The sequence below is a fragment of the Paenibacillus sp. SER-28 genome, assembly GCF_052906305.1.
In genome coordinates this window covers 53,678-75,856 of the sequence record NZ_JBRECM010000016.1, presented here as the reverse complement: position 1 = coordinate 75,856, position 22,179 = coordinate 53,678, and the positions used below count along the sequence as shown (strand labels likewise).

Annotated in this window: 24 protein-coding genes and 1 pseudogene; 10 read left to right on the top strand and 15 right to left on the bottom strand. The window is 47.0% G+C overall.

What is annotated here, in order from left to right; all coding sequences use genetic code 11:
* The first annotated feature begins 115 nt into the window (after positions 1-115).
* Together ACUYLD_RS24140 and ACUYLD_RS24135 are read left to right on the top strand one after the other, a co-directional pair.
* Positions 116-673 carry a phosphatidylglycerophosphatase A family protein gene (locus ACUYLD_RS24140; protein WP_039272599.1) on the top strand — a complete coding sequence of 186 codons (558 nt, stop codon included), beginning with the start codon at positions 116-118 and terminating at the stop codon, positions 671-673.
* A gap of 77 nt (positions 674-750) precedes the next feature.
* Positions 751-1,188: a GNAT family N-acetyltransferase gene (locus tag ACUYLD_RS24135; RefSeq protein ID WP_250260547.1), complete on the top strand. Its 438-nt coding sequence runs from the start codon at positions 751-753 to the stop codon at positions 1,186-1,188.
* Positions 1,189-1,331: 143 nt separating this feature from the next.
* Here the strand turns inward: ACUYLD_RS24135 and ACUYLD_RS24130 are convergent, their stop codons facing one another.
* The 5 genes from ACUYLD_RS24130 to ACUYLD_RS24110 all read right to left on the bottom strand — a co-directional run bounded on the left by ACUYLD_RS24130 (position 1,332) and on the right by ACUYLD_RS24110 (position 5,616).
* Positions 1,332-2,123, bottom strand: coding sequence for an SDR family NAD(P)-dependent oxidoreductase (locus ACUYLD_RS24130; RefSeq protein ID WP_446676156.1), 792 nt, complete (start codon positions 2,121-2,123; stop codon positions 1,332-1,334).
* Between the two features lie 105 nt (positions 2,124-2,228).
* The gene (locus ACUYLD_RS24125) at positions 2,229-2,867 is read right to left on the bottom strand and encodes a TetR/AcrR family transcriptional regulator (protein ID WP_061828860.1); all 639 of its coding nucleotides are present in this window, start codon (positions 2,865-2,867) and stop codon (positions 2,229-2,231) included.
* A gap of 220 nt (positions 2,868-3,087) precedes the next feature.
* On the bottom strand, positions 3,088-3,720 hold the full coding sequence (locus ACUYLD_RS24120; RefSeq protein WP_446676155.1) for an NAD(P)-dependent oxidoreductase: 633 nt from the start codon (positions 3,718-3,720) through the stop codon (positions 3,088-3,090).
* A 77-nt stretch (positions 3,721-3,797) separates the two neighbouring features.
* Complete coding sequence (locus ACUYLD_RS24115) at positions 3,798-4,808, bottom strand: MBL fold metallo-hydrolase (RefSeq protein WP_446676154.1); 1,011 nt, start codon at positions 4,806-4,808, stop codon at positions 3,798-3,800.
* A gap of 22 nt (positions 4,809-4,830) precedes the next feature.
* On the bottom strand, positions 4,831-5,616 hold the full coding sequence (locus ACUYLD_RS24110) for a class I SAM-dependent methyltransferase (protein ID WP_322160223.1): 786 nt from the start codon (positions 5,614-5,616) through the stop codon (positions 4,831-4,833).
* A 343-nt stretch (positions 5,617-5,959) separates the two neighbouring features.
* Here ACUYLD_RS24110 and ACUYLD_RS24105 point away from each other — a divergent pair, with 343 nt between their 5' ends.
* On the top strand, positions 5,960-6,838 hold the full coding sequence (locus ACUYLD_RS24105; RefSeq protein WP_446676153.1) for a DUF72 domain-containing protein: 879 nt from the start codon (positions 5,960-5,962) through the stop codon (positions 6,836-6,838).
* Here the strand turns inward: ACUYLD_RS24105 and ACUYLD_RS24100 are convergent.
* The 5 genes from ACUYLD_RS24100 to ACUYLD_RS24080 are packed head-to-tail and all read right to left on the bottom strand — an operon-like array spanning position 6,830 to position 11,869.
* On the bottom strand, positions 6,830-7,945 hold the full coding sequence (locus ACUYLD_RS24100; protein WP_446676152.1) for a tetratricopeptide repeat-containing glycosyltransferase family 2 protein: 1,116 nt from the start codon (positions 7,943-7,945) through the stop codon (positions 6,830-6,832). The genes ACUYLD_RS24105 and ACUYLD_RS24100 overlap by 9 nt on opposite strands.
* The gene (locus tag ACUYLD_RS24095) at positions 7,942-8,817 is read right to left on the bottom strand and encodes a class I SAM-dependent methyltransferase (protein ID WP_446676151.1); all 876 of its coding nucleotides are present in this window, start codon (positions 8,815-8,817) and stop codon (positions 7,942-7,944) included. Before ACUYLD_RS24095 ends, ACUYLD_RS24100 begins: the two co-directional genes overlap by 4 nt.
* Complete coding sequence (locus tag ACUYLD_RS24090; RefSeq protein WP_254350220.1) at positions 8,810-10,159, bottom strand: nucleotide sugar dehydrogenase; 1,350 nt, start codon at positions 10,157-10,159, stop codon at positions 8,810-8,812. The genes ACUYLD_RS24095 and ACUYLD_RS24090 overlap by 8 nt, the downstream gene beginning before the upstream one ends.
* Positions 10,160-10,161: 2 nt before the next feature.
* Complete coding sequence (locus ACUYLD_RS24085) at positions 10,162-11,142, bottom strand: polysaccharide biosynthesis protein (RefSeq protein WP_235309846.1); 981 nt, start codon at positions 11,140-11,142, stop codon at positions 10,162-10,164.
* A 19-nt stretch (positions 11,143-11,161) separates the two neighbouring features.
* The gene (locus tag ACUYLD_RS24080; RefSeq protein WP_254329170.1) at positions 11,162-11,869 is read right to left on the bottom strand and encodes a glycosyltransferase; all 708 of its coding nucleotides are present in this window, start codon (positions 11,867-11,869) and stop codon (positions 11,162-11,164) included.
* Positions 11,870-12,085: 216 nt separating this feature from the next.
* Here ACUYLD_RS24080 and ACUYLD_RS24075 point away from each other — a divergent pair, with 216 nt between their 5' ends.
* A complete protein-coding gene (locus ACUYLD_RS24075; RefSeq protein ID WP_250266550.1) occupies positions 12,086-12,799 on the top strand; it encodes a GT-D fold domain-containing glycosyltransferase in 714 nt (237 codons plus the stop codon).
* A 257-nt stretch (positions 12,800-13,056) separates the two neighbouring features.
* A complete protein-coding gene (locus ACUYLD_RS24070) occupies positions 13,057-14,184 on the top strand; it encodes a GDSL-type esterase/lipase family protein (protein WP_446676150.1) in 1,128 nt (375 codons plus the stop codon).
* A 218-nt stretch (positions 14,185-14,402) separates the two neighbouring features.
* Here ACUYLD_RS24070 and ACUYLD_RS24065 read toward each other — a convergent pair whose 3' ends face one another.
* Positions 14,403-14,819 (bottom strand): hypothetical protein, encoded by a 417-nt coding sequence (locus ACUYLD_RS24065; protein WP_446676149.1) that lies wholly within the window; start codon positions 14,817-14,819, stop codon positions 14,403-14,405.
* A gap of 164 nt (positions 14,820-14,983) precedes the next feature.
* On the opposite strand from ACUYLD_RS24065, the gene ACUYLD_RS24060 reads away from it, so the two are divergent.
* The 5 genes and pseudogenes from ACUYLD_RS24060 (at position 14,984) to ACUYLD_RS24040 (ending at position 19,855) form a co-directional block, all read left to right on the top strand.
* Positions 14,984-16,963: a methyl-accepting chemotaxis protein gene (locus tag ACUYLD_RS24060; protein WP_069290263.1), complete on the top strand. Its 1,980-nt coding sequence runs from the start codon at positions 14,984-14,986 to the stop codon at positions 16,961-16,963.
* Between the two features lie 56 nt (positions 16,964-17,019).
* Positions 17,020-17,196: a YjfB family protein gene (locus tag ACUYLD_RS24055; protein WP_235308518.1), complete on the top strand. Its 177-nt coding sequence runs from the start codon at positions 17,020-17,022 to the stop codon at positions 17,194-17,196.
* Positions 17,197-17,386: 190 nt separating this feature from the next.
* Complete coding sequence (locus ACUYLD_RS24050; RefSeq protein ID WP_446676148.1) at positions 17,387-18,742, top strand: dipeptidase; 1,356 nt, start codon at positions 17,387-17,389, stop codon at positions 18,740-18,742.
* A gap of 243 nt (positions 18,743-18,985) precedes the next feature.
* Positions 18,986-19,117 (top strand): annotated as a pseudogene (locus tag ACUYLD_RS24045) (putative RNA methyltransferase); the annotation flags it as partial.
* A 123-nt stretch (positions 19,118-19,240) separates the two neighbouring features.
* Positions 19,241-19,855: a methyltransferase domain-containing protein gene (locus ACUYLD_RS24040; protein ID WP_446676161.1), complete on the top strand. Its 615-nt coding sequence runs from the start codon at positions 19,241-19,243 to the stop codon at positions 19,853-19,855.
* Positions 19,856-19,925: 70 nt separating this feature from the next.
* Here ACUYLD_RS24040 and ACUYLD_RS24035 read toward each other — a convergent pair whose 3' ends face one another.
* The 4 genes from ACUYLD_RS24035 to ACUYLD_RS24020 all read right to left on the bottom strand — a co-directional run bounded on the left by ACUYLD_RS24035 (position 19,926) and on the right by ACUYLD_RS24020 (position 21,841).
* Positions 19,926-20,312: a hypothetical protein gene (locus tag ACUYLD_RS24035; RefSeq protein ID WP_172828333.1), complete on the bottom strand. Its 387-nt coding sequence runs from the start codon at positions 20,310-20,312 to the stop codon at positions 19,926-19,928.
* A 63-nt stretch (positions 20,313-20,375) separates the two neighbouring features.
* Positions 20,376-20,639: a hypothetical protein gene (locus ACUYLD_RS24030; RefSeq protein ID WP_069290267.1), complete on the bottom strand. Its 264-nt coding sequence runs from the start codon at positions 20,637-20,639 to the stop codon at positions 20,376-20,378.
* Between the two features lie 85 nt (positions 20,640-20,724).
* On the bottom strand, positions 20,725-21,216 hold the full coding sequence (locus ACUYLD_RS24025; RefSeq protein WP_446676147.1) for a hypothetical protein: 492 nt from the start codon (positions 21,214-21,216) through the stop codon (positions 20,725-20,727).
* Between the two features lie 142 nt (positions 21,217-21,358).
* A complete protein-coding gene (locus tag ACUYLD_RS24020; protein WP_446676146.1) occupies positions 21,359-21,841 on the bottom strand; it encodes a hypothetical protein in 483 nt (160 codons plus the stop codon).
* Positions 21,842-22,179: the final 338 nt, after the last annotated feature.

The window sequence follows — 22,179 nt, the reverse complement described above, 5'->3', positions numbered from 1 at the left end:
ACTAATATGTATACGAGCCTCACGTAAAAAATAACTACTTTTTCAGCAGACTGGACACACTGATCATAATTGCAGTAGAAATCAGGATCTATACGAGGAGGGGAATTTCAACTTTATGGACAAGAAAAAAGCACCATACAGCTTGAATAGTAAAAAGGTAGCCGATGCCACCCGCGAGTTGCTGCACAAGCGTGGTGTACACCTGACTGAAATCGCAGAACTGGTCATGCTTTTACAAAAAAAATATTACCCGACCCTAACGATGGAAGAATGTATTGAGAATGTGGACAAGGTGCTGATGAAGCGCGAGGTTCAAAATGCAGTGCTCACGGGCATCCAACTGGATATCCTTGCCGAACAGGGCGCTCTTCTTCCCCCATTGCAGGACATGATTGAGAATGATGAGGGATTATACGGGGTGGATGAGATTCTGGCCTTCTCCATCGTAAATGTGTATGGTAGCATTGGATTTACCAATTACGGTTATGTTGATAAACTCAAACCCGGTGTGCTGGAACGCCTGAATGATAAAAGCCTCGGGCCGATCCATACGTTCCTGGACGACATCGTGGGCGCTATCGCAGCTTCGGCCAGCAGCCGTATCGCCCATCGCAAACAGGCAGAGCGCGAGCAGGAACTTGGGGAAGAAAGTGCACCGAATACAACCCGTTAAAAAAACAACAACACCCTAAATTATAAACAACAAGTTGGAATATAACAGATATAGACAAGCTTAGAGGAGAACTAGACATGGCAAACGTAACTGAAGGATATACATTCCGTACGATGCAGGCTGACGATTATGATCAGGCCATTGAGCTTTGGAATGGCTTAGACGGATTAGGATTAAGCGAGGCCGACTCACCGGAGCGGATTGCACGCTTTTTACAACGGAACGAAGGACTTAGCTTTGTCTGTGAGTACAACGGAAACATTATAGGCACGATTTTAGCGGGTCACGATTCTCGCAGGGGGTTTTTGTATCATCTGGGTGTAGCCACAGCACATCGTGGTCAAGGGATCGCGCCCAGACTGGTGGATAAGGCGTTATCTGCTTTGCTGAGAGAAGGCATTGATAAATGTCATCTGTTTGTAATGGAGCATAACGCAGGGGGTCAACGCTTCTGGTCAGCTAACGGCTGGGAGAAACGGGATGGAATTTTACTATATTCCCGAGGGCTTGAATAGGGTCTAAGTGCTTGATCTATACAAATAGGAACGCCGGGTCTGATTCAAGTCGAGTTAGAAACGATCAGACCCGGTGCATAAAACTCACAACATATTGATTAGCAATCCTGACATTTCAAGCCCAGATTACCTTCATTCATAAATTACAATCCATTTTTTGGACGCAGTGCACGTTCTACAATTCCCAGCGTGGATTGACGAGAGAATAACCGGGACACCTGAGCTACCCAATAGTTTTGGCGACCGGAAATGATGTGACTACGCCCCTTTTCAAATGCTCTCAACGCGTTCTTCACAACGGTTTGGGGAGTTTCCCTAATTCCAACTGACGCTTCACTTGCGCCAACAATATCAAAAAAAGGCGTTTCTGTTGAGCCTGGACAAAGGGCCAGAACTTTAAGCCCCCGTTTCCGATTTTCGGCCCATAGCGCTTCAGTAAAAGAAAGCACAAATGCTTTGGTTGCTCCATACACCGCCATATAAGGATCAGGCTGAAATGCAGCTGTGGAAGAAACATTGATTAATCCACCATCCCGCTTACGCAATAAATCAGGCATAAATGCATGTGTGATGTCGACTAAAGCAGCCACATTGAGCATCACTTCCTCATGCTGTCGTTCTCCTGAAACCTGCTCAAAGTATCCATAGGTGGCAAAACCGGCGTTGTTAATCAAGAGATCTACCTTTAGCTGTTGCTTTTGAACCTCCTGATGCAATGCTTGTGGTGCTCCTGGTGTGGAAAGATCCATCGCAATCACCGTTGCTTTTACGTTATAGTTAGCTGAGAGTTCTTTAGCCAGCGTCTCTAATTTGGTTTCATTGCGTGCAACCAAAATGAGATTACATTTCTTAGCTGCGAGCGAATAGGCAAAGGCCTCGCCAATCCCTGATGAAGCCCCTGTGATCAGAGCTGTTTTGTTTGCGTACATAAACATGATGATAACCTCCATAGTATCATAGTTTTATTTTAGAAACATTGTTACCAATACTCTATAATGAACTGAAGTCATCTACTATGACGACCTCAGTACACTTCATATTTACGATGGGGATGAGGATGTTTTAAATGCTACGAGCGTATTCTTCAGTGTAAATGTATACACTCCTTGAGCCATATCTACATCTGAAAAATGACCTGCAAACTGAAGATGTATGACTCCATGTAAAGCAGACCACAGCATTCGGACAACCAACAGCGGATCTTCCTCTTTCAGTGCCCCTATCTCCATAGCATGTGTGACGGTGTGCAGAATTCGTGACAATGCCGTTGTGGTACCCTCCAAGCTCTGTTCATCCGGCTTGAAATCAGATAATGCACCGCCAAACATCATTTTGTAATAAGCTGAATGAAGCTGCGCAAATTCCCAGTACGCCCAGCATAGAGCTTCAAGATCAGCGAGTACGCTTTCGGTAACAGGTACTTGCTGGAAGGATTCAGCCAATAGCCGACATCCATCCAGGTACATCTCATTGGCAAGACCGTCCTTACTGCCAAAAATACTGTAAATGATCTTGGTAGAACAGCTTAATTTCTGCGCAACTCGCCGCACGGTCACGGCCTCTGGCCCTTCTTCCGCAAGAAGGATGCATGCCGCATCGATGACATTTTTACGTAACAATTGCTGCTGCTGTAGTTTCACTTCCGAATAGGTTTTATAGGGATGCGATGGCTCGGACATGATTCAATACACTTCCTTTTGCTTATTAAAAACTGTTGCTTGATGCTACTATAATAAATTAAAGAGCTACACAAGATTTTAGGAAACAGTGTTTCCGTTAAGAACCATAGTATTCTAAGCCTGAGTGTTTGTCAAATTAAAAAAAGAACGCAATGAGTAGGTACACTTACCGCGCTCTGGTTAAATACTTAAAAATGAAGCTATGTTTGGCGTTCCATGATTAGTAGGCAATGCCTACTCGTGTACGGACAAATTCGTAACTCTTGCATTGACGATAGGTAAAATCAGCCGTATCCGCGGTGGTAATTTGTGAGCCACCTTCAGGCAAAAAATCTTTTTCCACACGATAAATCCCTGTCCGCTCTCCATCTGGCAAATAGGTTGGACATACGATTGTCCAGTCTAGTGCTGATTCACGCAGCAATTCGTACACTCGCCGATGTTCCTCGGCCGCACGAGTGCTGCGTCGCCGGGTCTCGGAGGACTCGTACCGATACAGGTCCGGTTCGGTCCGGCTTTGTAAAATCCCTGCCGTTCCTACCGTAATGAGCCGGGAAATGGACTGCTCCTGCATGAGCCGGATCAGCAGGGCTATATTAGCGGATAAGGTAGTCGTTCCATCCGTATTCAGCGCACTGATCACAGTCGTCGCCCCACCCTTCAGCGCTTGTGCTACGTCCTCTGCATTAGTGGCATCGCCTTGTACGATTTGCAGCTGATTCCCGTATCCGGGTGCGTAATCCTCCAGCTTGTCCGGTGAACGAACAAGGATCGTAACGGCATGGCCGTCCGCTAATGCATAATCTAATATGTACCGTCCTACGCGTCCGGTAGCTCCCAGCAGCAAATTCATAAAATCCTCTTTTCCGGCATGCATGCCGCTTGTCATGTTGCTCTTGTCATGTCACTTTGTTGGTTAACTTTCCGCGGCTATTGACGGCAAAGGGGATAGAAGCGCGTGGTTGAGTCCGTCTCGCTCATAGAGGCCCGTTCACGGCGCACCAGTTCCACCAGATGACCCAGCGTCTCGGACATGGCAAACCTTAGCTGGTGAATACCCAGCTTGCCACCGAACATGGCCATGCACAGCTCATAGGCTGTGCTGCCCTCCGGTTGGATCAGCTGCTGGAATTTCTCCAGCCGTTCTTCATGATGCGCCAGCAACGCTTGCGTCCGCTCCCGAAAATAACCAAACGGATTGCGGTGCCCCGGATATGCCCACGCTACCTCCAGCTCGCCTAGACGCTGCAAGCCGTCTACATAAGACTTCAACGGCTGGGCATCACTGCCCGGCAGCAGACTGATATTAGGAGAAATCTGCGGCAAAACTGCGTCACCGCAGAGGATAACGCCGCTATTCGGGTCATATAAGGACACATGTCCAGGCGCATGTCCTCCTGTCTCGACGGGGAGCCAACTGCGTTCACCCCATTCCAGACGAGCGTCCATTCCGGTAGGAATAACGGTAATCTCAGGCTGTGGATTCACTTGCAAATATGCCTGCCGCATATGTAATTCCAAGGCCGACACTTGCTCCAAAGGAAAGCCATGCTGGACAAAAAAGCTGGGAAGCCTGTTCTCCATAGCGACCGTCGATTCTGGAGCGTCCCACATCATCATCGCTTCCTTATGGCTTCGAGCTGACATATGTACACGAGCCTGACTTTGCTGCTGCATCCAGCCCGCCAATCCGTAATGATCGGGGTGATGATGAGTTACCACAATGTCAGAGATATCCCCAAAGGACATCCCCAGCTGTTGGAAGACATGCGCCCATTCTGCCTCAGTGTCCATATTGCGCGGCCCCGGGTCTACAATCGTAAAACCGTGCTGTCCCTTGAGCACATAGCTATTCACCCAGCGCAGCGGAAAGGACATGGATATTTTGACCTGAAAGCCTCCGTCTATTCGCTCACATGGTGTAAGCTCTGGCAATTTCATGGCTTCCATCCGCCTTTCTGTTTTATGCCCGCACGCCGACAAAAATCATTCGAGGCGAAGCATCTTCAATATATTGATCTTCATTATAGCTTCCATGTACCTGCTCTACAGATAGTCCGGCTTGCTCTAGCAATCCACGAAACTTTTCATATGGATATAGCTTCACTCGTTCATGATACACGCGCGCAGGTTCTCCCTCAGTAGGAGTCGTGCCCAGAGCAGAGGCTATCTCAGTGCCCGCAACGGATGCAGCTGACCGAATCGCAATTTGTTTTTTCACAAAGCCATCTTCAATGACCCGATGCTCCTCAATCCAGTTCCCTTCATCCTCCCGTGACGAATGCGGTACCAAATGAGCGGTTACATAAGCAGGGTTCAAATAATCTATGATAAAGCGTCCTCCCGGCTTCAACAGCCGATATATTTCCTTTAGTACTTTTAGCTGCTCCTCATCCTTTTCAAAATAACCGAAGGAGGTGAACAAATTCATCACCGCGTCATAGCTTTCATCCAGCGGCACCTCTCTCATATCCCCTTGATGCCAACTTACCCGCCCTTCGGAATCAGCTGCACGTGCCTCTCTCAGCAGCACATTGGAAAGGTCTACACCTGTCACCTTATAACCTGCATCTGCGAGCGCAAGCGAATGACGGCCCATCCCACAGCATAAATCCAATACGCTGGAGCCTTGCGGTAATTTGAGCCAGGAGATCATTTTTTGCACTTCCTGATAGGCTCCCTGAAAGTCGCGATGCTTGTATACCAATAAATAATCTTCCCCAAAGCTTTGCTCGTACCATTCTGCCATATCGTTTCTCCTCCATGAACTCATTTCGCTCTATTACATACTATATTAGCTTTTTCAAACTGGAAACTCAAAAGCATTACGAATAAGGGTTTTACAAAAAATCCTGAGCAACAAACATGTTACAATAATCGTTATTTGAATCCATTTCATAATACCTTCAGTAGCTTTAATAAAGAGTACATATAGATCAAAATGGTTTAATCATTTATGAAATGGATTCATTTGAGCTTAAATATTCATAGGAACTTCATACCAACTTCATGTGATTCACCCCATTTTATCATTAAAATGATTCATGGGAACGCCTTTAGAAGGATTCATAAGAGAAAGGAGCGGGGAAGTTATGATTCAAATTGGACTTACGGGTTGGGGCGATCATGATGACTTGTATCCAACCGGCACCAAAGCTAACCAAAAACTAAGCGTCTATGGAAGCCATTTTCCGGTAGTAGAGATGGATAGTTCTTTCTATGCGGTGCAGCCCACAGATCGTATGGCACGCTGGGCGGCGGAAACCCCTGACTCTTTTTCATTTCTCGTCAAAGCCTATCAAGGCATGACTGGACATACCCGCGGCAAGCAGCCTTACTTCAAAACAATAGATGCCATGTACGAAGCACTGCATGCATCTATACAACCTCTTCGCGAAGCGGGCAAGCTCAAAGCCGTGCTGTTTCAGTACCCACCCTGGTTCGACTGTACACGTGAGAATGTCGCTGTACTGCGAGACACGAAAAAAAGGATGGGAGAGGTCCCATCCGTACTTGAATTCAGACATCAAAGCTGGTTCACACCCGATTTTCGGAAACAAACGCTGGCATTCATGCGTGAAGAAGGCTGGATACACAGCGTATGCGACGAGCCGCAGGCGGGACCGGGGTCGGTTCCCATTGTGCCGTTGGCTACAGACGGCAATCTGACAATCGTACGTCTCCACGGACGGAACATATCGGGCTGGAATCAAAGCTCCGCGCCTAATTGGCGGGAGGTTCGTTATCTCTATCGGTACAATGAACAAGAATTGACCGAATGGAGAGACAGATTGCTGGAGCTGGAACAGCAAAGCCGTGAGGTATGTGTTATTTTCAATAACAATTCAGGTGGAGACGCCGCTGCTAACGCCAAGCAGCTCATGACCATGCTTGGCATGGACCCTCAACCTTTTCCCCTTCGCAAGCCACCCAAAGAGGATAACGGACCGGAACAGCTTGAACTATTTTGAGGAACGGGCTGAGGGTGGGGAGTTGGAAATAGCCTCCTTGAGCTTACGTGCATTATCCAGTAAATGCGCGTCGTCGGGTAAATAGCGTAAAGCGGTTTGGTTATGCTCATACGAAGCGTCCAGCTGACCTACATGGGCATAGCAATAGCTAAGCCGCACATGAGGTAACCAGGAGTAGCATGGTAGTGGAACAGGTCGCATACCCGGAAGATGATGCTGTTGCTCCAATGCCTTTTCATACCAGTATGCGGCGGTGGTCCATTCGTTTCGTGTGAAAAACCAGTCACCGATCATGCAGCACAAGTCTGATTGCGGTACACCGTATCGAAAGGAGCGTAACAGACTATCCAGCTGTTGCTCCGGCTTCCCGAGGTGAAGATAGCATTCCGCCGACCGCGCACAAGCGGTAATCCGATCCTCACGGTAGCCGCTTGGCTCCTCCAATAGATGGTTGAACGCCTCTGCCGCCTCGGCATATTCTTTACGGTCAAAACATTCATTGGCGTGCAAATACAGCAGACGCCCCTCCAGCTTGCCGCTTTCGCTGATCCACCGGGTGAGAATACGTTGGTTACGGAGCGTGTGGTCTTGCATTCGGCGGTGAGTTACGGCCACATCCGAATGCACGATTTGCCCCTGAGGTATCACCAGATCCTCATGCAGACGCCCTTCCCAGCGGTATTGTCGCTCACGCTTCACGAGACGGATACGGCGTGAAGTGAACAACAGTTCACCCTGCTCCCCCTCTGCCAAATGAAGTGGCATTACCACTGCGTCGATATCCATAGACAAACGCCGCTTCAAGGCACGCAGGCGCTCACGGTCCGGCTCCAGCAGCACATCGTCCGCATCCAGCCACATGATGTAGGAACACGCCGCTTTGTCAAACGATTCATTACGGGCGGCTGCAAAATCATCCCTCCATTCAAACGTATATAGCCGATCCGTATAGCGGGCTGCTATCGTCTTCGTCTGATCCGTCGATCCTGTGTCCACAATGATGATTTCTTCCATCAGGTCTGCGACCGAATCCAGACAGCGGGCCAGTGTCTGCTCCTCATTTTTTACGATCATACACAAGCTGATAGTCATTGGATGCTCAGTCATGACTTCACGTCATCCCCTTTACCTTTGGCTGATTCTGCCGTCGTTTTTCCAGTAGACTCGCCATCAGTATATGCCCCTCTCCTTTCAGCCTGCGTCTTGTCTAGCTGTTCGACACGTGCATACCTGTGCAACGGCAAAAGTTGTTCCTCCATATGCCGGATTCGCTGTACCGCCTTGTCGAGTGCGGCCTTTCGCTGATTCATTTTGCGAACATGCTGCTGCTCCACCAGTCGAAATTGCTCCTCGTCCAGTTTCATCCATTCATTCAGATGCTCTACCCCTGGTTTGGCCTCACGCAGTTCTTTCGACTTCTTGCGACCGGCAAAGCACAAATATTTGTGATGCACCTCCAGCGCTTGTGCATCAAAATAAGGATACAACACACGGGAGAGGCTCCCGGCATAGTAAGTCCGCTTGTGATCATGAAACGGATGGTATCCATAAGGTACAGACAAGACGAGCGTTCCCTTTTTATTCAACAAGCGATAAGCATGAGCCAGCAGGGTGTCGGGATGCGCAAAATGTTCCAAAATCTCCCCTAAAATAATGGTGTCAAATCCACCGGGAGGACGCTCAAATTGTGAAATGTCCTTTAACTGAAAGTAGACTCTTCCCCGGACGGGTGCGGATTCCTGGCGAAGTTCTTTTTTTGCATAAGAAATGCTGCCCTCTTCCAAATCAATGGCCGTTACCTTAAATCCTTCCCGCCCAAGCAAAATGGACGTTATGCCCTGACTGCACCCAACATCCAGCACAGTATGGCCCTGTACATGGCGGCAAATCCAGTGAATTCTATTGCGGGTGGCTTCATGGGACTCTTCCGAATTGATTTGCCCGTAATAACGTTCATTTACCTGATCACGGTTAGCCAACAGCGGCGCCCCCCCCATCACCGGGATGCCCCAAGATGACGACATGTCCACCTGTACAATGTGCAGTCGCATTACGTGTATCAAAGACCAGCGGGGCATGGTCGACCAGCTGTTGGTAATCCACCACAGAATGGTCTGTCGTGATGACTACGATATCTGCACTTTCCCATAACTGGGCATTTGCTGTTCGAGAGGAGATTGCTTCACCGTTCAGCTTAAAGCTCGATACATACGGGTCGGTGAAGCTCACCGAAGCTCCCAGTTTTATTAGATGTTCAAACAGGACAAGAGCTGGGGATTCCCGAACATCATCAATGTCCTTTTTGTAGGCCACACCTGCCAGAATAATTTTGGCTTTGTTTATGGCTTTACCTTTCTGAGCGAGCATGGCTTCAATTCGCTCCGCGATATACAGCGGCATACGCCGGTTCATGCGATCTGCCAAGTCCACGAATTCCAGTGGAAAACCATGCTGCTCGGATTTCCATGACAAGTATAGCGGATCAACCGGGATACAGTGCCCCCCGATCCCAGGTCCCGGATAAAAAGGCATATAACCGAATGGCTTGGTTGCCGCCGCATCCAGTACCTCCCATATATTGATGCCAATTTTCTCACAGGCGGCTGTCAGCTCATTAACCATTCCAATGTTGACGCTGCGGAATGTATTCTCGAACAGCTTGGCGGCTTCCGCCACGGTTGTCGAGCTGACTGGTACAATCTGGTCCAAAAAGGACCCATAAAAACCTACTCCCGCTGCCAGACAATCCGGTGTGCAACCGCCGATCACCTTGGGTGTGTTGCGAATGTTAAAATGAACGCTGCCCGGATCAACACGCTCCGGTGAAAAGCACACATAAAAATCCTTACCTACTGTCCAGCCCCTGCGCTGCTCTATCACCGGCCGAATCAGTTCCTCGGTCGTTCCCGGATAGGTGGTGCTTTCCAGAATCAACAGTGTTTGTCTACGCAAATGAGGTATGGCCTGATCAATAGCCGTTTCAATATAGGACGTATCCGGCTGGTGTCCGTCCGTCAATGGCGTAGGCACGCAGATCACAACGACATCCGCATGCTCCAGCACCTTGATATCCGTAACCGGATGCAATTGCTGCCCGATCAGACCTTCCAATGCATCATCGCCAATGTCTATGATGTACGACTTTCCTTGAAGGAGCTTGGCTACTTTGACGGGATCGGAATCCACACCATATACATCATAACCAGCCTTTGCCATTTCCACTGCCATGGGCAGCCCTACATAACCGAGGCCGATGACCGCAACCTTTACAGTTCCTTTAGTTATTTTCTCCATAAGCTGCAAAATACCCACCTCTTTCATCGTTACTCCATGCCTCTCAATAGCTCAGCAATTCCAGCGCGGTTCATCAACTCATCGTCCGAGCGATATTGATCGAAGCTCACTCGTTCCAATCCACCATATTGGCTCAGTAAGCGTTCGTCTGCTTGCTGGGGAAGAATAACAAAATAACGATCATCATAGCGATACGTGTGCGGCACCTCATAGGGCGAAATCAGCACCTCATGCAGCTTTTCTCCACCACGTATACCAATCTCCTTCACTTTCAACGCAGGCTGCCCCGCCTGTTCTTTCATCACTTCTGCCAGATCTGCAATATTGCAGCCCTTCATTTTCATCACAAGTGTCTCTCCCCCAATCGCCGTGACAGAAGCCTTCAGCAGCAAGCCAATCGCCTCTCCGAGCGTGAGGAAAAAGCGTGTCATATCTGGACTCGTCAGCGTTAAATCCTGCCCTTCCGCGATCTGGCGCTTGAACAGGGGCACGACACTTCCACTCGTCCCCAACACGTTGCCGCCACGAATACACACAAAGCGAGTACGCTCACTTAAAGTGTTGGCGCGGATCATCAGTCTTTCACCTATCGCCTTCGTCATGCCATATACATTCACCGGGTCTACCGCCTTGTCTGTAGAGACATCAATTACCTTGGCGACTCCCTGTTCAATACTGGCCCGGATCACATTTTCCGTACCGTGTACGTTCGTCTTGAAAGCCTCTTCCGGCTGTCTCTCACACACGGGGACATGCTTTAATGCCGCCAAATGGAAAACATAGTCCACTCCGCGACATGCCTCCTGCAATGCCTGAAGATCTCGAATATCTCCAATAATGAAATTCAGGCGCGGATCAGATTGAAATTGCCGCTGCATGGCAATCTGTGCAAATTCACCGCGTGAGAAAATGCGAATTTCCGTCGGTCCCTCCTTTAGCAATTCAGCAGTTAGGCGTTGCCCCCAAGATCCTGTTCCTCCGGTCACCAGCAGTTTTTTTCCTTTGAACAATATAATCTCCTCCTGACCGTTATGAATTGGCAATGCCTGTTCCCAGAAATTCAGCCAGCACAGCATTCATTTCATTCTCTGACAGCCGATCCTTCTCTGGCACTTTTTTCACCGAAGTATTGGCGGCATGAATGACGTTCACATAGTTGCGAAGCGGAATGACCTCATGCGGCAGCTCCGTTACATATCCGTGCGTACCCTTCCCAGGTATGACGACACGGTAATCATTTAGAAAATCCTCCACTTGATAGCGAAACACATAAAAAGAAGGCGAACGGTGAAACACCGGTGCCATCTGCCCCTCAACGGCATCCCACAGGTAACCCATCTGGTTCACCAACGCAACCGTCTCCGGTTGAAACTTGTAATCATGCAACTGTTGTACAAATGACTGGTGATACAAATCGTCAGAATCAATTCGAGCAATGAGCAGTTCGTCCGCGTCTTCGATATACGCATTGATACGACGTTTACTTTCGATGCTCGTACCAAAACGAATATAGTCGGGAATGGGCTCATGCTTGGCCAGCTCCTCTTCCACAATGTCACTGCATCCGCCCGCCAGCTTGACGACAGATAAGAAATCCGTATTTGTCTGACTGAGTAAACTACGCAGCGTAAAGGTTCTGAATATATCCAGTCGCTCACTGATCCACTCACGTGTCAGGCGGTTGGGGTTCATCCCATAGTTATTAAAATTAATTTCAATTACAATCTTGCGATTCATTGATCTTCCTCCCTTTCAACCGTCTTCTCTCAAGTTATGAAGACGCTTTTGAAACGGCACGTACAGATGCAACGAATCTTGTAAAAATAGGTAGAATCCAAAAAGAATAGCCGTTCATACAAAAACCTTTTCGCTTTCGACATATGATAGAATACAAAGTTTTTTACTCCATCTGAAAAGTTGAACAAGCAGGGAACGACAGGGAGGTAACATGATATGACGAATCCAAAGTATCTGGAGATTGACGAGGTACTGAAACGTTTGAAGCTGGCACTTGATCAGCACCAGTCCTTTTCGCTCATTCGTATTGGGGATGGTGAAAATTTGGTGTTGGCGCAGGACACCGTCTGGCCGATGGAAAAGGTATTGCAGGAACGTTGGGCGGTCAAAGCCAATCTCGGTCAAAAGGGACTGTTTCTACCGAATACGGAACTACGGGACGCGGTGGCTGAGGCAGTGAGCAAAGCCAGCATTGCTGGCATTTTGCCATATGATGACGAATCTATTAAAGCACCATCCTATATGAAGCGGGAGCTGACCGATCAGGTTTTTGCTCACTATGCTCTTTCCCCCGCGCTGACTTGCCATGCCTGCCTGAATCGGTATTTGGCTGAGACACCCGCTTTCTGGGACATGCTGAAAAATCGACGCATTCTGCTAGTCACCCGAGCGGCTGCTGAAGTAAAGCCTGTTCTTGAGGCCGATCCGTACAAGCTGCATATCGCCCACACGCTGGCATTTCATCAATATGAACAAATGCCCGAAACACTCCAATGGATCGCAGCACATAAAGATGACTTTGATATTGCGCTGTTCTCTTGTGGTGTCAATGCAGTCGTGTTAGCACAAAAAACAGCAGAGTTAACTGGCAAAATAGGTATAGACTTCGGCAAGGCGATTAATATCGTCATGTTTGGCAAAGCTAATTAATAGATAAAATAATATTTGTGAAAAAATCCACTTAGCAAGAATCTTTGCTCCGCAAATCAAAGAAGCACCAGCAAAATTCAATGGGCTGGTGCTTTTTGATATCATATGTTGTTCTAAAGTCCGGGATCGAGAAAAATAATCCATATAAAGCCTTGGACCCTTGCTTGTTTAGAAATAGAATTTGAGATTCCCTGTCACTTCTTTTACAATATTACAGAAACTAGCATTCATTTAGATATCATGAGGAAGGTGTTAAAATGTCACATAACAAGAGATTGAAGACATACCCACTTACAAAAGCAAAGCATGTAAAGGTTCATGGTCGAACTACGCAAACACGTTCACCTCTTACTCTGTTTTGGACAGGCAGTGGCATTGAATTGAACATCAAAGGCTCAGAGCTGTGGATTGAAATTGAGGCCGATTACCAGGTGCATGAACCCTGGATCAGTATTGTCATCAATGGTGTTCCGATGAGTCGCCTGATGGTGACCGCGGGACGACATTGGATCTGTGTTTTGAGAGGGTTGAACCCTGATACGGTCAAAAATGTCCGTGTGGTCAAGGATGTCCAGCCTATGAGTTCGGACTCGCGCTGCTTGTTGCAAATCCATGCCCTGAAGGTTGACGGGGAATTGCTGCCAGTCACTGATAAGTCCCTCAAGGTGGAATTCATCGGTGACAGCATTACCTCGGGAGAAGGAACGATTGGAGCGAAGGAGGAGACAGACTGGGTTCCCATGCTGTTCACAGCACTACGCAATTATACAGCCATAACAGCCGAAGCACTGAATGCGGACTACCGAGTGTTATCACAAAGCGGATGGGGTGTCCTAACAAGCTGGGATAATAATCCGCACGCGAACATACCAGCGTATTATGAGCAGGTGTGTGGTGTGCTGACCGGTGAGAGAAATGAAGCATTAGGGGCATTTTCAGATCATGATTTTACCTCATGGCAGCCGGACGTGGTCGTAGTGAATTTGGGGACTAATGACGGGGGAGCCTTTTATTCTCCTGCATGGACGGACCCAGCAAGCGGGAAAGTGTACAAGCAACGCTTGAACGAGGATGGTACATTCAATGAAGAGGATTTACAAGATTTTGAAAGCGCTATCGAACGTTTTCTTGTCAAGCTTCGGACCTGCAATCCTGCTGCCCATATTTTGTGGGCCTATGGGATGCTGGGTACTCCGATGATGCCCTCAATCTACCGAGCGGTAGACGCATACAAAAAAAGAACGAGGGATCGGAATGTGTCGGTATTCCAACTCCCTAACACGACGGAAGAAACGATAGGATCTCGCAGCCATCCCGGGCTCTCCGCCCATGCCAAAGCAGCAGATGAATTGACAGTGTATTTGCGAGAGATTCTAAAGAGATAGAATCCGAGAAGCACAATCAACTCTGTAGAACACGCTCATAAAGGAAATTACGACAACTAGGTCATTTGTGCTCTAGGTGTTGTTGAGAATTATAGCCACGAGTCTGCAGCAGATGTCTGTCTATGCTCGTGGCTAGATAGCTTGGGCGCAGCGGCCTATCTTAGGAGAACCACGAACAGGCAGCGAGCATTTCCTAAAGAAATATTCACCTGATATATTTACAAAAACGGAGTCGAAGCGATGCCCGTGAACACCTCTGGACCATTACGAACAGTGGTCGATACACCAGAAATATAAGAAGAATATACGGTTTGTATTGCCCAGGGAGCGGACAGATCCTGTGCATTAAAAGCTTGCGTTTCATTAGCCCCAGTCACGCCCAGTACCCCCTCGGCGCGGTAGACTACCTCGCTCGGATTATAGTCGGCTCCACGCACGATTTCAACCGCATACGTATCACCAAGCTCACCGATCAGACCAATGGAACCACTAAAAGTTACAATCGGACCCGGTACAAGAAAGGTTCGCAGGGTGATCAAACCGAACCGCTCCGGTATAGGACCCAGCTGTATATCGGGACCCTCACCTGTTTTTGATGAATTGGTGGAGCTTCTCATATCCAGAAAAAAACCCATACCCTATCCCTCCAAATTGCAAGATACTCCATGCTATGCAAGAAATTCTTTAGCGTATTGGACAAATTAGTAATAAATCTATCAATTCAGCTCAAAATAACCGATAGTAATTACATATGGTATAAATATCAGAAATGAATATGTAGATAGAAAGCAGGGGTTTGATGAAACAACTGAAACGACTGAAAACATTAACACTACGCAAGAAATTGACAGCAGCATTTCTACTGGTCATGCTTGTTCCTAGTATTATTGTGGGCTCTTTCTCCTATCAGGCAGCGTACAACCAGACAGATCGCCAATTACTGGACAGTGCAACGTCTAGCGTTACCGCATCTGATCGTGCTGTTACTCAAACGATTCAGGCCAAAATTGCTGATCTCGAATATTACTCTACAACGATGACGGTTAGTGATAACAGTGCTGAAGCAGATGATGCCATTCTGAAAAAATTACAAGTATATTTAAAAATGCATGCAGAAGCTGTTGATATGTTTGTCGGAACCCCCGAAGGTAAACTCATTATTGGTAAAGCCGTAGGCTCCACAAACGATCCTCGTGAGCGTCCGTGGTACAAACAGGCCATGGAGAAACCCGGACAAACCGTAATCAGCCCTGTTGGACTCAATACGGCTAAGGTCCCCGTTGTGTATATTTCACGCACACTTCCCGACAACAGCGGCGTTCTTGGTCTTTCCCTGAACCTGAATAATTTAAAAGAAATCACCAAGTTAAAAATAGGACAAAATGGTTTTATTATGATATTGGATGGTACCAAACGTATCGTAACCCACCCGACAGAAGTCAGCGGAAGTACCAAAATGGGGGAAACGATACCCCAACTGTTTGCCTCCGAGGAAGGTAGCTTTAGTTACGATTTTAATGGCGTAGACAAACACCTGATTTTCAAAACTAATGCGCTGACGGGCTGGAAAATTGCCGGAACGATGGACAAAGCAGAAACCAGTGCCTCCGCCCAGCCGATTCTTATCACGACGATCATCGTGTTGGTGATTGCAGCCATCATCATTGGTGTACTCGCAATGTGGCTAATCAGCAGTATACTTAAGCCCATCCAAAGATTACGTAATTCTATGGATGCCATCAGCCAAGGTAATCTTTCGATTAACGTAGCTACGACCAGCACAGATGAAATTGGTGAATTATCAAGATATTTTCAACAAATGGTAGATAACCTGCGTAACATGATTAAAGAAATTCAAGCGATGACAGGCAATTTGTCGGCATCCTCGCAGGAGCTTGCAGCAGGTGCAGAACAAACGACCCGGGCTATCGAGCATGTGACCATAGCCATTCAAGATGTGGCCGCAGGCAGCGAACGCCAAGTGGGCAGCGCTAAAGCTAATCAGACACGGGTTAGCGACATGGCAACAGACATCACCGCGATGACTGAAACTATGGCTGAAATGACCACTTACTCCACACAGGCCATTCAGGCGTCGGATGCAGGCAGTGAGCATATCGGCAACAGCGTCGTCTCCATTGACGGCATTCGTACTACCGTGGAAGAACTGGATACGATTATCGGTGCTTTGAGTGACCGATCTGGACGAATCGGAACGATCGTCACTGTCATTACGGAAATTGCCAGCCAGACTAATCTGCTCGCATTGAATGCTTCCATTGAGGCAGCACGTGCAGGAGAGCATGGCAAAGGTTTTGCTGTCGTGGCGACAGAGGTCCGCAAGCTGGCTGAAAACTCAGCTCATTCCGCACAACAAATTCGTGAACAAATTCAAGGGATACAGAACGGTGTGTCTGAAGCTCTGGTTGCTATGGAATCAGCGAAGGAACGCGTAAATGATGGTATCAATTCCATAGACCTATCCGGTCGCTCCTTCTCTCGCATCCGTAGAGCGGTAGCCAAATCAGCGAAGCAGCTCGATAACGTCGCAGCTTCTACCGCTGGCGTCGCAGATGGAACGAGTACAGTCGTTAGTAGCATGGAGGAAATTACACGCATCGCTGAAGAAGCGGCATCCCATACGGAGACCGTGTCCGCAGCCGCAGAGGAGCAACTCGCCTCCATGGAAGAGATCGGTTCGTCTGCCGCAGATTTGACCCGTCTGGCAGAGCAGCTTCAAGATTTACTGACACAATTCCAATTGGATGAAACAAAATAACCGTTCCAACCGATAAATACAGAGAAAGAGTCTTCACAATGAAGGAGGGTTGGAACATGGATATCGCAGCATTATCAACAGGTATGAGTCAGGCCAGCTTAGCTCAAGCCGTAAGTGTGAAAGTATTAAGTATGGCTAAGGATCAGGCCGGTGAACAAGGACAGGCTTTAGTGCAGATGATGGAAAAAAGCGTACAGCCTCATCTCGGGGGGCAACTGGACATTCGCGCATAAGTGCATCCATATGCTTGGTTAAGGGCGATTCTGCTCAGGTCTGAACAGACCCGGGTAGAATCGTTTTTTTATCTCCCTATTTTTCGTTCAGCACAAAACGTAGTAAACTAGACATATCGTCCACAACCTCGGTTCGGAGGATAGCGCAACATTCACACGATTTACATTGAAAAAGGAGGATACATAGTTTATGAGTTATTCCGAATATTTTGAAAAAGCCAGAGAGCAACAACTGGGCGAGTTACAGGAGTGGTTGTCCATTCCGAGTATCTCAGCATTATCGGAGCACAAAAAGGACATTAACCAAGCAGCTGATTGGCTGGCTGCCAAACTGACTGCTGCCGGTCTGGAAAACGTTGAAATCATTCCAACCAAAGGGCACCCGCTGGTATATGCCGATCATTTGCACGCACCTGGTAAACCAACGATCCTCGTGTATGGACACTATGATGTACAACCCGTAGACCCGCTTCACCTGTGGGAAACGCCGCCGTTTGAGCCATCCATCCGTGATGGAAAATTGTATGCGCGCGGAGCGACAGATGATAAAGGACAGGTTTTCTTGCACATTAAGGCAGTTGAGGCCATTTTGAAGCAGGAAGGCAAATTGCCGCTGAACATCAAATTCTGCATTGAAGGCGAGGAAGAAGTGTCCAGTCCGAACTTGCTTGAGTTTTTGCAAACTGGAGCTGAACGTCTGGCTGCCGATGCTGTACTGGTGTCCGACACTTCCTTGATCGAAAAAGGGAAGCCTGCCATTTGCACAGGTTTGCGTGGACTATGTTCACTGGAAGTCGCCATTCACACGGCGAACACAGATCTACATTCCGGCTCTTTCGGTGGCGGCGTGCCGAATGCCCTGCATGCTCTGGTGTCCTTGCTGGCAACCCTGCATGACGACAAAGGCCGCGTTAGCGTCGAAGGATTCTACGACGATGTCGCTCCATTATCGGCAGAGATGAGAGAAGAATTCGTGAAGCAAGGCTTCAATGAGAGCAAGCTGAAACAAGATCTTGCACTTGATTCCCTCTATGGCGAAGAAGGATTCAGCTTCGTTGAGCGTGTTGGGGCGCGTCCGACACTGGAGCTGAACGGCGTATACGGTGGCTTCCAAGGGGAAGGCACGAAAACGGTCATTCCGAAAGAAGCTCATGCTAAAATCACGTGCCGCTTGGTGGCTAACCAGAATCCGCAAGACATTCTGGACAAAATCGAGCGCCATTTACGCGCTCATGTTCAGGCAGGAGCTACTCTGGATATTCAACAGGGTGAAAAAGCAAACGCCTTTAACATCGACCCGTCACACGCGTTTCTGCAAGCGGCAGCCGATGCTTTTGAGAAGGTATACGGTGTGCGTGCCCTCTTTACCAAAGATGGAGGCTCCATCCCAATCGTGGAAACCTTCTCCCGTGTGCTGACTGCCCCAGTCGTGCTGATGGGCTTCGGCTTGCCAGATGAGAACCTGCATGCGCCTAACGAGCATTTTAACTTGGATAATTTTGATAAGGGTCTGCTGACGATTGTAGAGTTTTTGAAATCGGTGTAAGCACATGACAACTTCTTATGGCTAAGTTACAATAGAGAGGGCGAAAGCCCTTTCTATTTTTTTTGAGGAGCGCTACATAATATGATTATTCAGTTTATTCGTTTGCGGTAATGTGAGGTACAGTTCATGAAAACTCAACCATTTTTCCGAAAATGGGTTGGGTCTATTTGGCTGTGCCTTTTTTCATTCACCAAATACGAATGAACGGGGTGCTTTTCTGTGTCCAAATGGAATAAACACGAGATGAAGGCTGGCCTGATTGGTAAGCATGAACATCTCTTTAGGTGTCCTCTATGCTCTCAACCGATGCGTATGGTGGAAGGTAAAAGCCTCCTATGTACGAGTCAGCATTGCTATGATCTTTCAAAATACGGGTATTTACATTTAGCCGCCCGGTCCTATAAGACCAAATATGATAAACAACTATTTTCCTCCAGAAGAATGATGTGCAATAGCGGATTTTTCGATCCCTTAAATGAAGCGATAAGCAGCACTATAATGAAATTTATGAAGCCGCTGTTTGATCAAAAATCACACCTTTACTTGCTCGATGCAGGTTGCGGGGAAGGCACTCATTTGAGCCACATTCAGGATAAGCTGACTTGGAAGGGAATCACCGAGCTAACAAGCGTAGGTATGGATTTGTCTAAAGAAGGTATTATGGCCGCAGCCAAAGAATATCCTCATCCTCTCTGGTGTGTTGCTGATCTGGCTCATTGTCCATTTTCAAATCAACAATTTGACGGTGTACTCAATATTTTATCCCCTTCTAATTATGCTGAATTTACAAGAATTCTTTCGGAGGACGGCTGCGTCCTGAAAGTTATTCCCGAACGATATTATCTTCGGGAATTGAGATGCTTGTATGAACAGAAAAAGAATAAGCCTGCTTATTCGAATGACAATATATTAAGCCGATTTAAAGATCATTTTAAACTTCTATCCGCCGAACGGGTAACCTATCGTTTTATGTTAAATGCCGACCTCTTGAAACCTTTGCTCCATATGACTCCCTTATCGTGGGGAGCTACGGAAGCAGACTGGCAGCGAGTGGAGGAAATAAATTTACCGTATGTCACAGTAGATTTGCTCATCTTATGCGGTAAAAAATAGATACTAAAAAGCATTCACAGCATGGAACCATCCATACTTCGTGAATGCTTTTTTACGTTAGTTCCGTCGCTTAAGAAAAACGGGTGTAGCGCAACAGGTGAGCCAGCCGATTGAGCCGTTCTATCTCCCGATCCAACTCATGCAGCGGCTGTCCAGCCAAAGCAGCGTTTGCTCTCAGATCCCGGAGCGGGTTCATTTTCCGACCCATGAGTTTGAGCACCGTGGCCTTCCCCGTGTTATTCACCACCACATATTGCGTTAGCTGGTCAAGCTCAATCCACAATACATGATGCTGTTGAAAAAACGACAATAGTTGCTCTTTTAACACCTCCAGCTCTTCAAGCTCACCTGTGATTTGCGGATGATGATGAAAAGCCACATAACCCATCACCCGCAGGTCACTTATGATTTGTTCCATATGGAGCGTTTCGTGTATGTACACATTGTTCGTGCTCATGCGGTTTCTTGCACCATTCGTATGATCTTCCCGGATGACGTTCACCACCTGACTATCGTTATATCAAGATTTATCTTTCCCCTTTTCCAATAGCTGCACAAGCCAGCAACCTCCAAACCACAATGCTCCTACAGCAAAAAAAACGGTATACACCGTATATAACGTGGTCAGTTCAAACAAGCTATTGTACCGATTAAGCAAGATCCCCCACAAGCATAGCAGAAAACTGCTACCATTTTGCTGATGAAAGCGATGCTTGTAGATCCGTTGAATCAAAACAGCCACAAATCCTATCAACAAAACGTGATTCAGCAAAATACTCCACATTTCCATAAGCCCCCTTTTTCACTATAGCGCAATCGGCTTTGAAAAGTCAGGACGTATACAAACCTTTCGAAAAAAAACAACCGGCTTATACGCCAGTTGTTTCTCTTTCTACAAAATACTTATTGGTCATATAATTGGCCTTGCCTCTGGAAGTATCCACCATTCCCTTTTTGTTGTCGAGAAAAACAATCTCCCGGCATTTGGTGCAGTACCACTTGGTCCGCTTAAAGGGAGATTCTGTTACATACGATGTACCACATTTGCAATCTACTTTAATTAAGGTTTCAGTTGATTTGTAAGCCTGGGACAACTCTTTTAGGCCAGTATCCGGCTGTTGAATCGGGATAATAACCTCCTGATAGCTTGAATACTGATTATGCACCTTAAAATCAGCCACCAGTTCCGCATGCAGTCCAAAGTACTCTTTGCCAATCTCGGTTACAAATTTCTTGCCGATTCTGTAACACTCAAGCCATTCCTGTATCTGTTGATTAGACAAAGGCACTGTGCCCTTGATACCACTATTTAATGTGTAAGTCATGATGTATAAAGTATCATCTTGTCTATGTCCGTACATGAGAAGCCTCCTTATAATACACTTGATAATGTACTACAAAGCGTAAAAAACATCAATTTTATTATTTGGCAAAAGACCTAATATCATTTTGGTAGGCACACCAGAGGTGTGAGTGTATAGTTAGAAAGCAACTGACAATCAGTCAGTTGCTTTGTCTTTCCACATAGTATTTGTTGGTCATGTACCATGCCTTGCCTTTATCTGTATCCACCATGCCCTTTTTACGATCCAGGAACACAATGTTATTACACTCCTTGCATGACCACTTGGTTCTTTTGTGCGGTGACTCTTCTATATAGGAAGCACCACATTTACATTCTACCTGAATTAATGTTTTATACTGGCTGTACGCCTCTACCAGTGGGTCCAGTTCTACAGCTTTGCGTTCTATTACAGGCTGTATTATGGATATGTGTTCTCTCTGCTCCGAGTATTCATTATGTACCTTGAAATCTGCTACCAACTCAGGGTTTAAACCAAAATATTGTTTGCCCACAACTGTTACAAATTTGCTGCCAATTCGATATGCTTTAATCCATTCCTGCACCTGTTTACTGGATAGGTCGACCGTTCCCTTTATACCACTGTTCAGCGTATAAGTCATTAAGTGTTGGTTGGGTGTCATATGTCTTAACATTCACCTCCGATCAAGAATATACCACAGGTAGCTCTAGGCAAAAGCTACTTTCTACTACCTGAAGCAATGAGCTTTTTCTGCCTTGTGATTCTTCTTCAACACCTATATATAAAAGTATACTCAAAACCTGATCCATCTTCCATCCTGTCGTCATGCTGAATACTGCTTTTGTAGGGATTTATATTCTTAGACTATCACCAGATGCATTTCTATCTTAGTATAACTTTGTGGTACAGTCTTATGTTTTGATCACTCCTGTTAGTTGCACCATGATCCCTAATGGTAGTTTCTTCCTTCTATATATAGTACATCATTTACACGCAAAT

Coding starts and splice junctions, on each gene's coding strand:
- ACUYLD_RS24050 (WP_446676148.1), top strand. CDS start 17,387: ATGAGTTATTCCGAATATTTTGAAAAAGCCAGAGAGCAACAACTGGGC.
- ACUYLD_RS24115 (WP_446676154.1), bottom strand. CDS start 4,808: ATGAAATTGCCAGAGCTTACACCATGTGAGCGAATAGACGGAGGCTTT.
- ACUYLD_RS24040 (WP_446676161.1), top strand. CDS start 19,241: ATGAAATTTATGAAGCCGCTGTTTGATCAAAAATCACACCTTTACTTG.
- ACUYLD_RS24065 (WP_446676149.1), bottom strand. CDS start 14,819: ATGGGTTTTTTTCTGGATATGAGAAGCTCCACCAATTCATCAAAAACA.
- ACUYLD_RS24070 (WP_446676150.1), top strand. CDS start 13,057: ATGTCACATAACAAGAGATTGAAGACATACCCACTTACAAAAGCAAAG.
- ACUYLD_RS24105 (WP_446676153.1), top strand. CDS start 5,960: ATGATTCAAATTGGACTTACGGGTTGGGGCGATCATGATGACTTGTAT.
- ACUYLD_RS24090 (WP_254350220.1), bottom strand. CDS start 10,159: ATGAAAGAGGTGGGTATTTTGCAGCTTATGGAGAAAATAACTAAAGGA.
- ACUYLD_RS24120 (WP_446676155.1), bottom strand. CDS start 3,720: ATGAATTTGCTGCTGGGAGCTACCGGACGCGTAGGACGGTACATATTA.
- ACUYLD_RS24025 (WP_446676147.1), bottom strand. CDS start 21,216: ATGTACGGACATAGACAAGATGATACTTTATACATCATGACTTACACA.
- ACUYLD_RS24060 (WP_069290263.1), top strand. CDS start 14,984: ATGAAACAACTGAAACGACTGAAAACATTAACACTACGCAAGAAATTG.
- ACUYLD_RS24020 (WP_446676146.1), bottom strand. CDS start 21,841: ATGACACCCAACCAACACTTAATGACTTATACGCTGAACAGTGGTATA.
- ACUYLD_RS24075 (WP_250266550.1), top strand. CDS start 12,086: ATGACGAATCCAAAGTATCTGGAGATTGACGAGGTACTGAAACGTTTG.
- ACUYLD_RS24140 (WP_039272599.1), top strand. CDS start 116: ATGGACAAGAAAAAAGCACCATACAGCTTGAATAGTAAAAAGGTAGCC.
- ACUYLD_RS24110 (WP_322160223.1), bottom strand. CDS start 5,616: ATGGCAGAATGGTACGAGCAAAGCTTTGGGGAAGATTATTTATTGGTA.
- ACUYLD_RS24135 (WP_250260547.1), top strand. CDS start 751: ATGGCAAACGTAACTGAAGGATATACATTCCGTACGATGCAGGCTGAC.
- ACUYLD_RS24030 (WP_069290267.1), bottom strand. CDS start 20,639: ATGTGGAGTATTTTGCTGAATCACGTTTTGTTGATAGGATTTGTGGCT.
- ACUYLD_RS24130 (WP_446676156.1), bottom strand. CDS start 2,123: ATGTTTATGTACGCAAACAAAACAGCTCTGATCACAGGGGCTTCATCA.
- ACUYLD_RS24055 (WP_235308518.1), top strand. CDS start 17,020: ATGGATATCGCAGCATTATCAACAGGTATGAGTCAGGCCAGCTTAGCT.
- ACUYLD_RS24125 (WP_061828860.1), bottom strand. CDS start 2,867: ATGTCCGAGCCATCGCATCCCTATAAAACCTATTCGGAAGTGAAACTA.
- ACUYLD_RS24035 (WP_172828333.1), bottom strand. CDS start 20,312: ATGAGCACGAACAATGTGTACATACACGAAACGCTCCATATGGAACAA.
- ACUYLD_RS24100 (WP_446676152.1), bottom strand. CDS start 7,945: ATGACTGAGCATCCAATGACTATCAGCTTGTGTATGATCGTAAAAAAT.
- ACUYLD_RS24080 (WP_254329170.1), bottom strand. CDS start 11,869: ATGAATCGCAAGATTGTAATTGAAATTAATTTTAATAACTATGGGATG.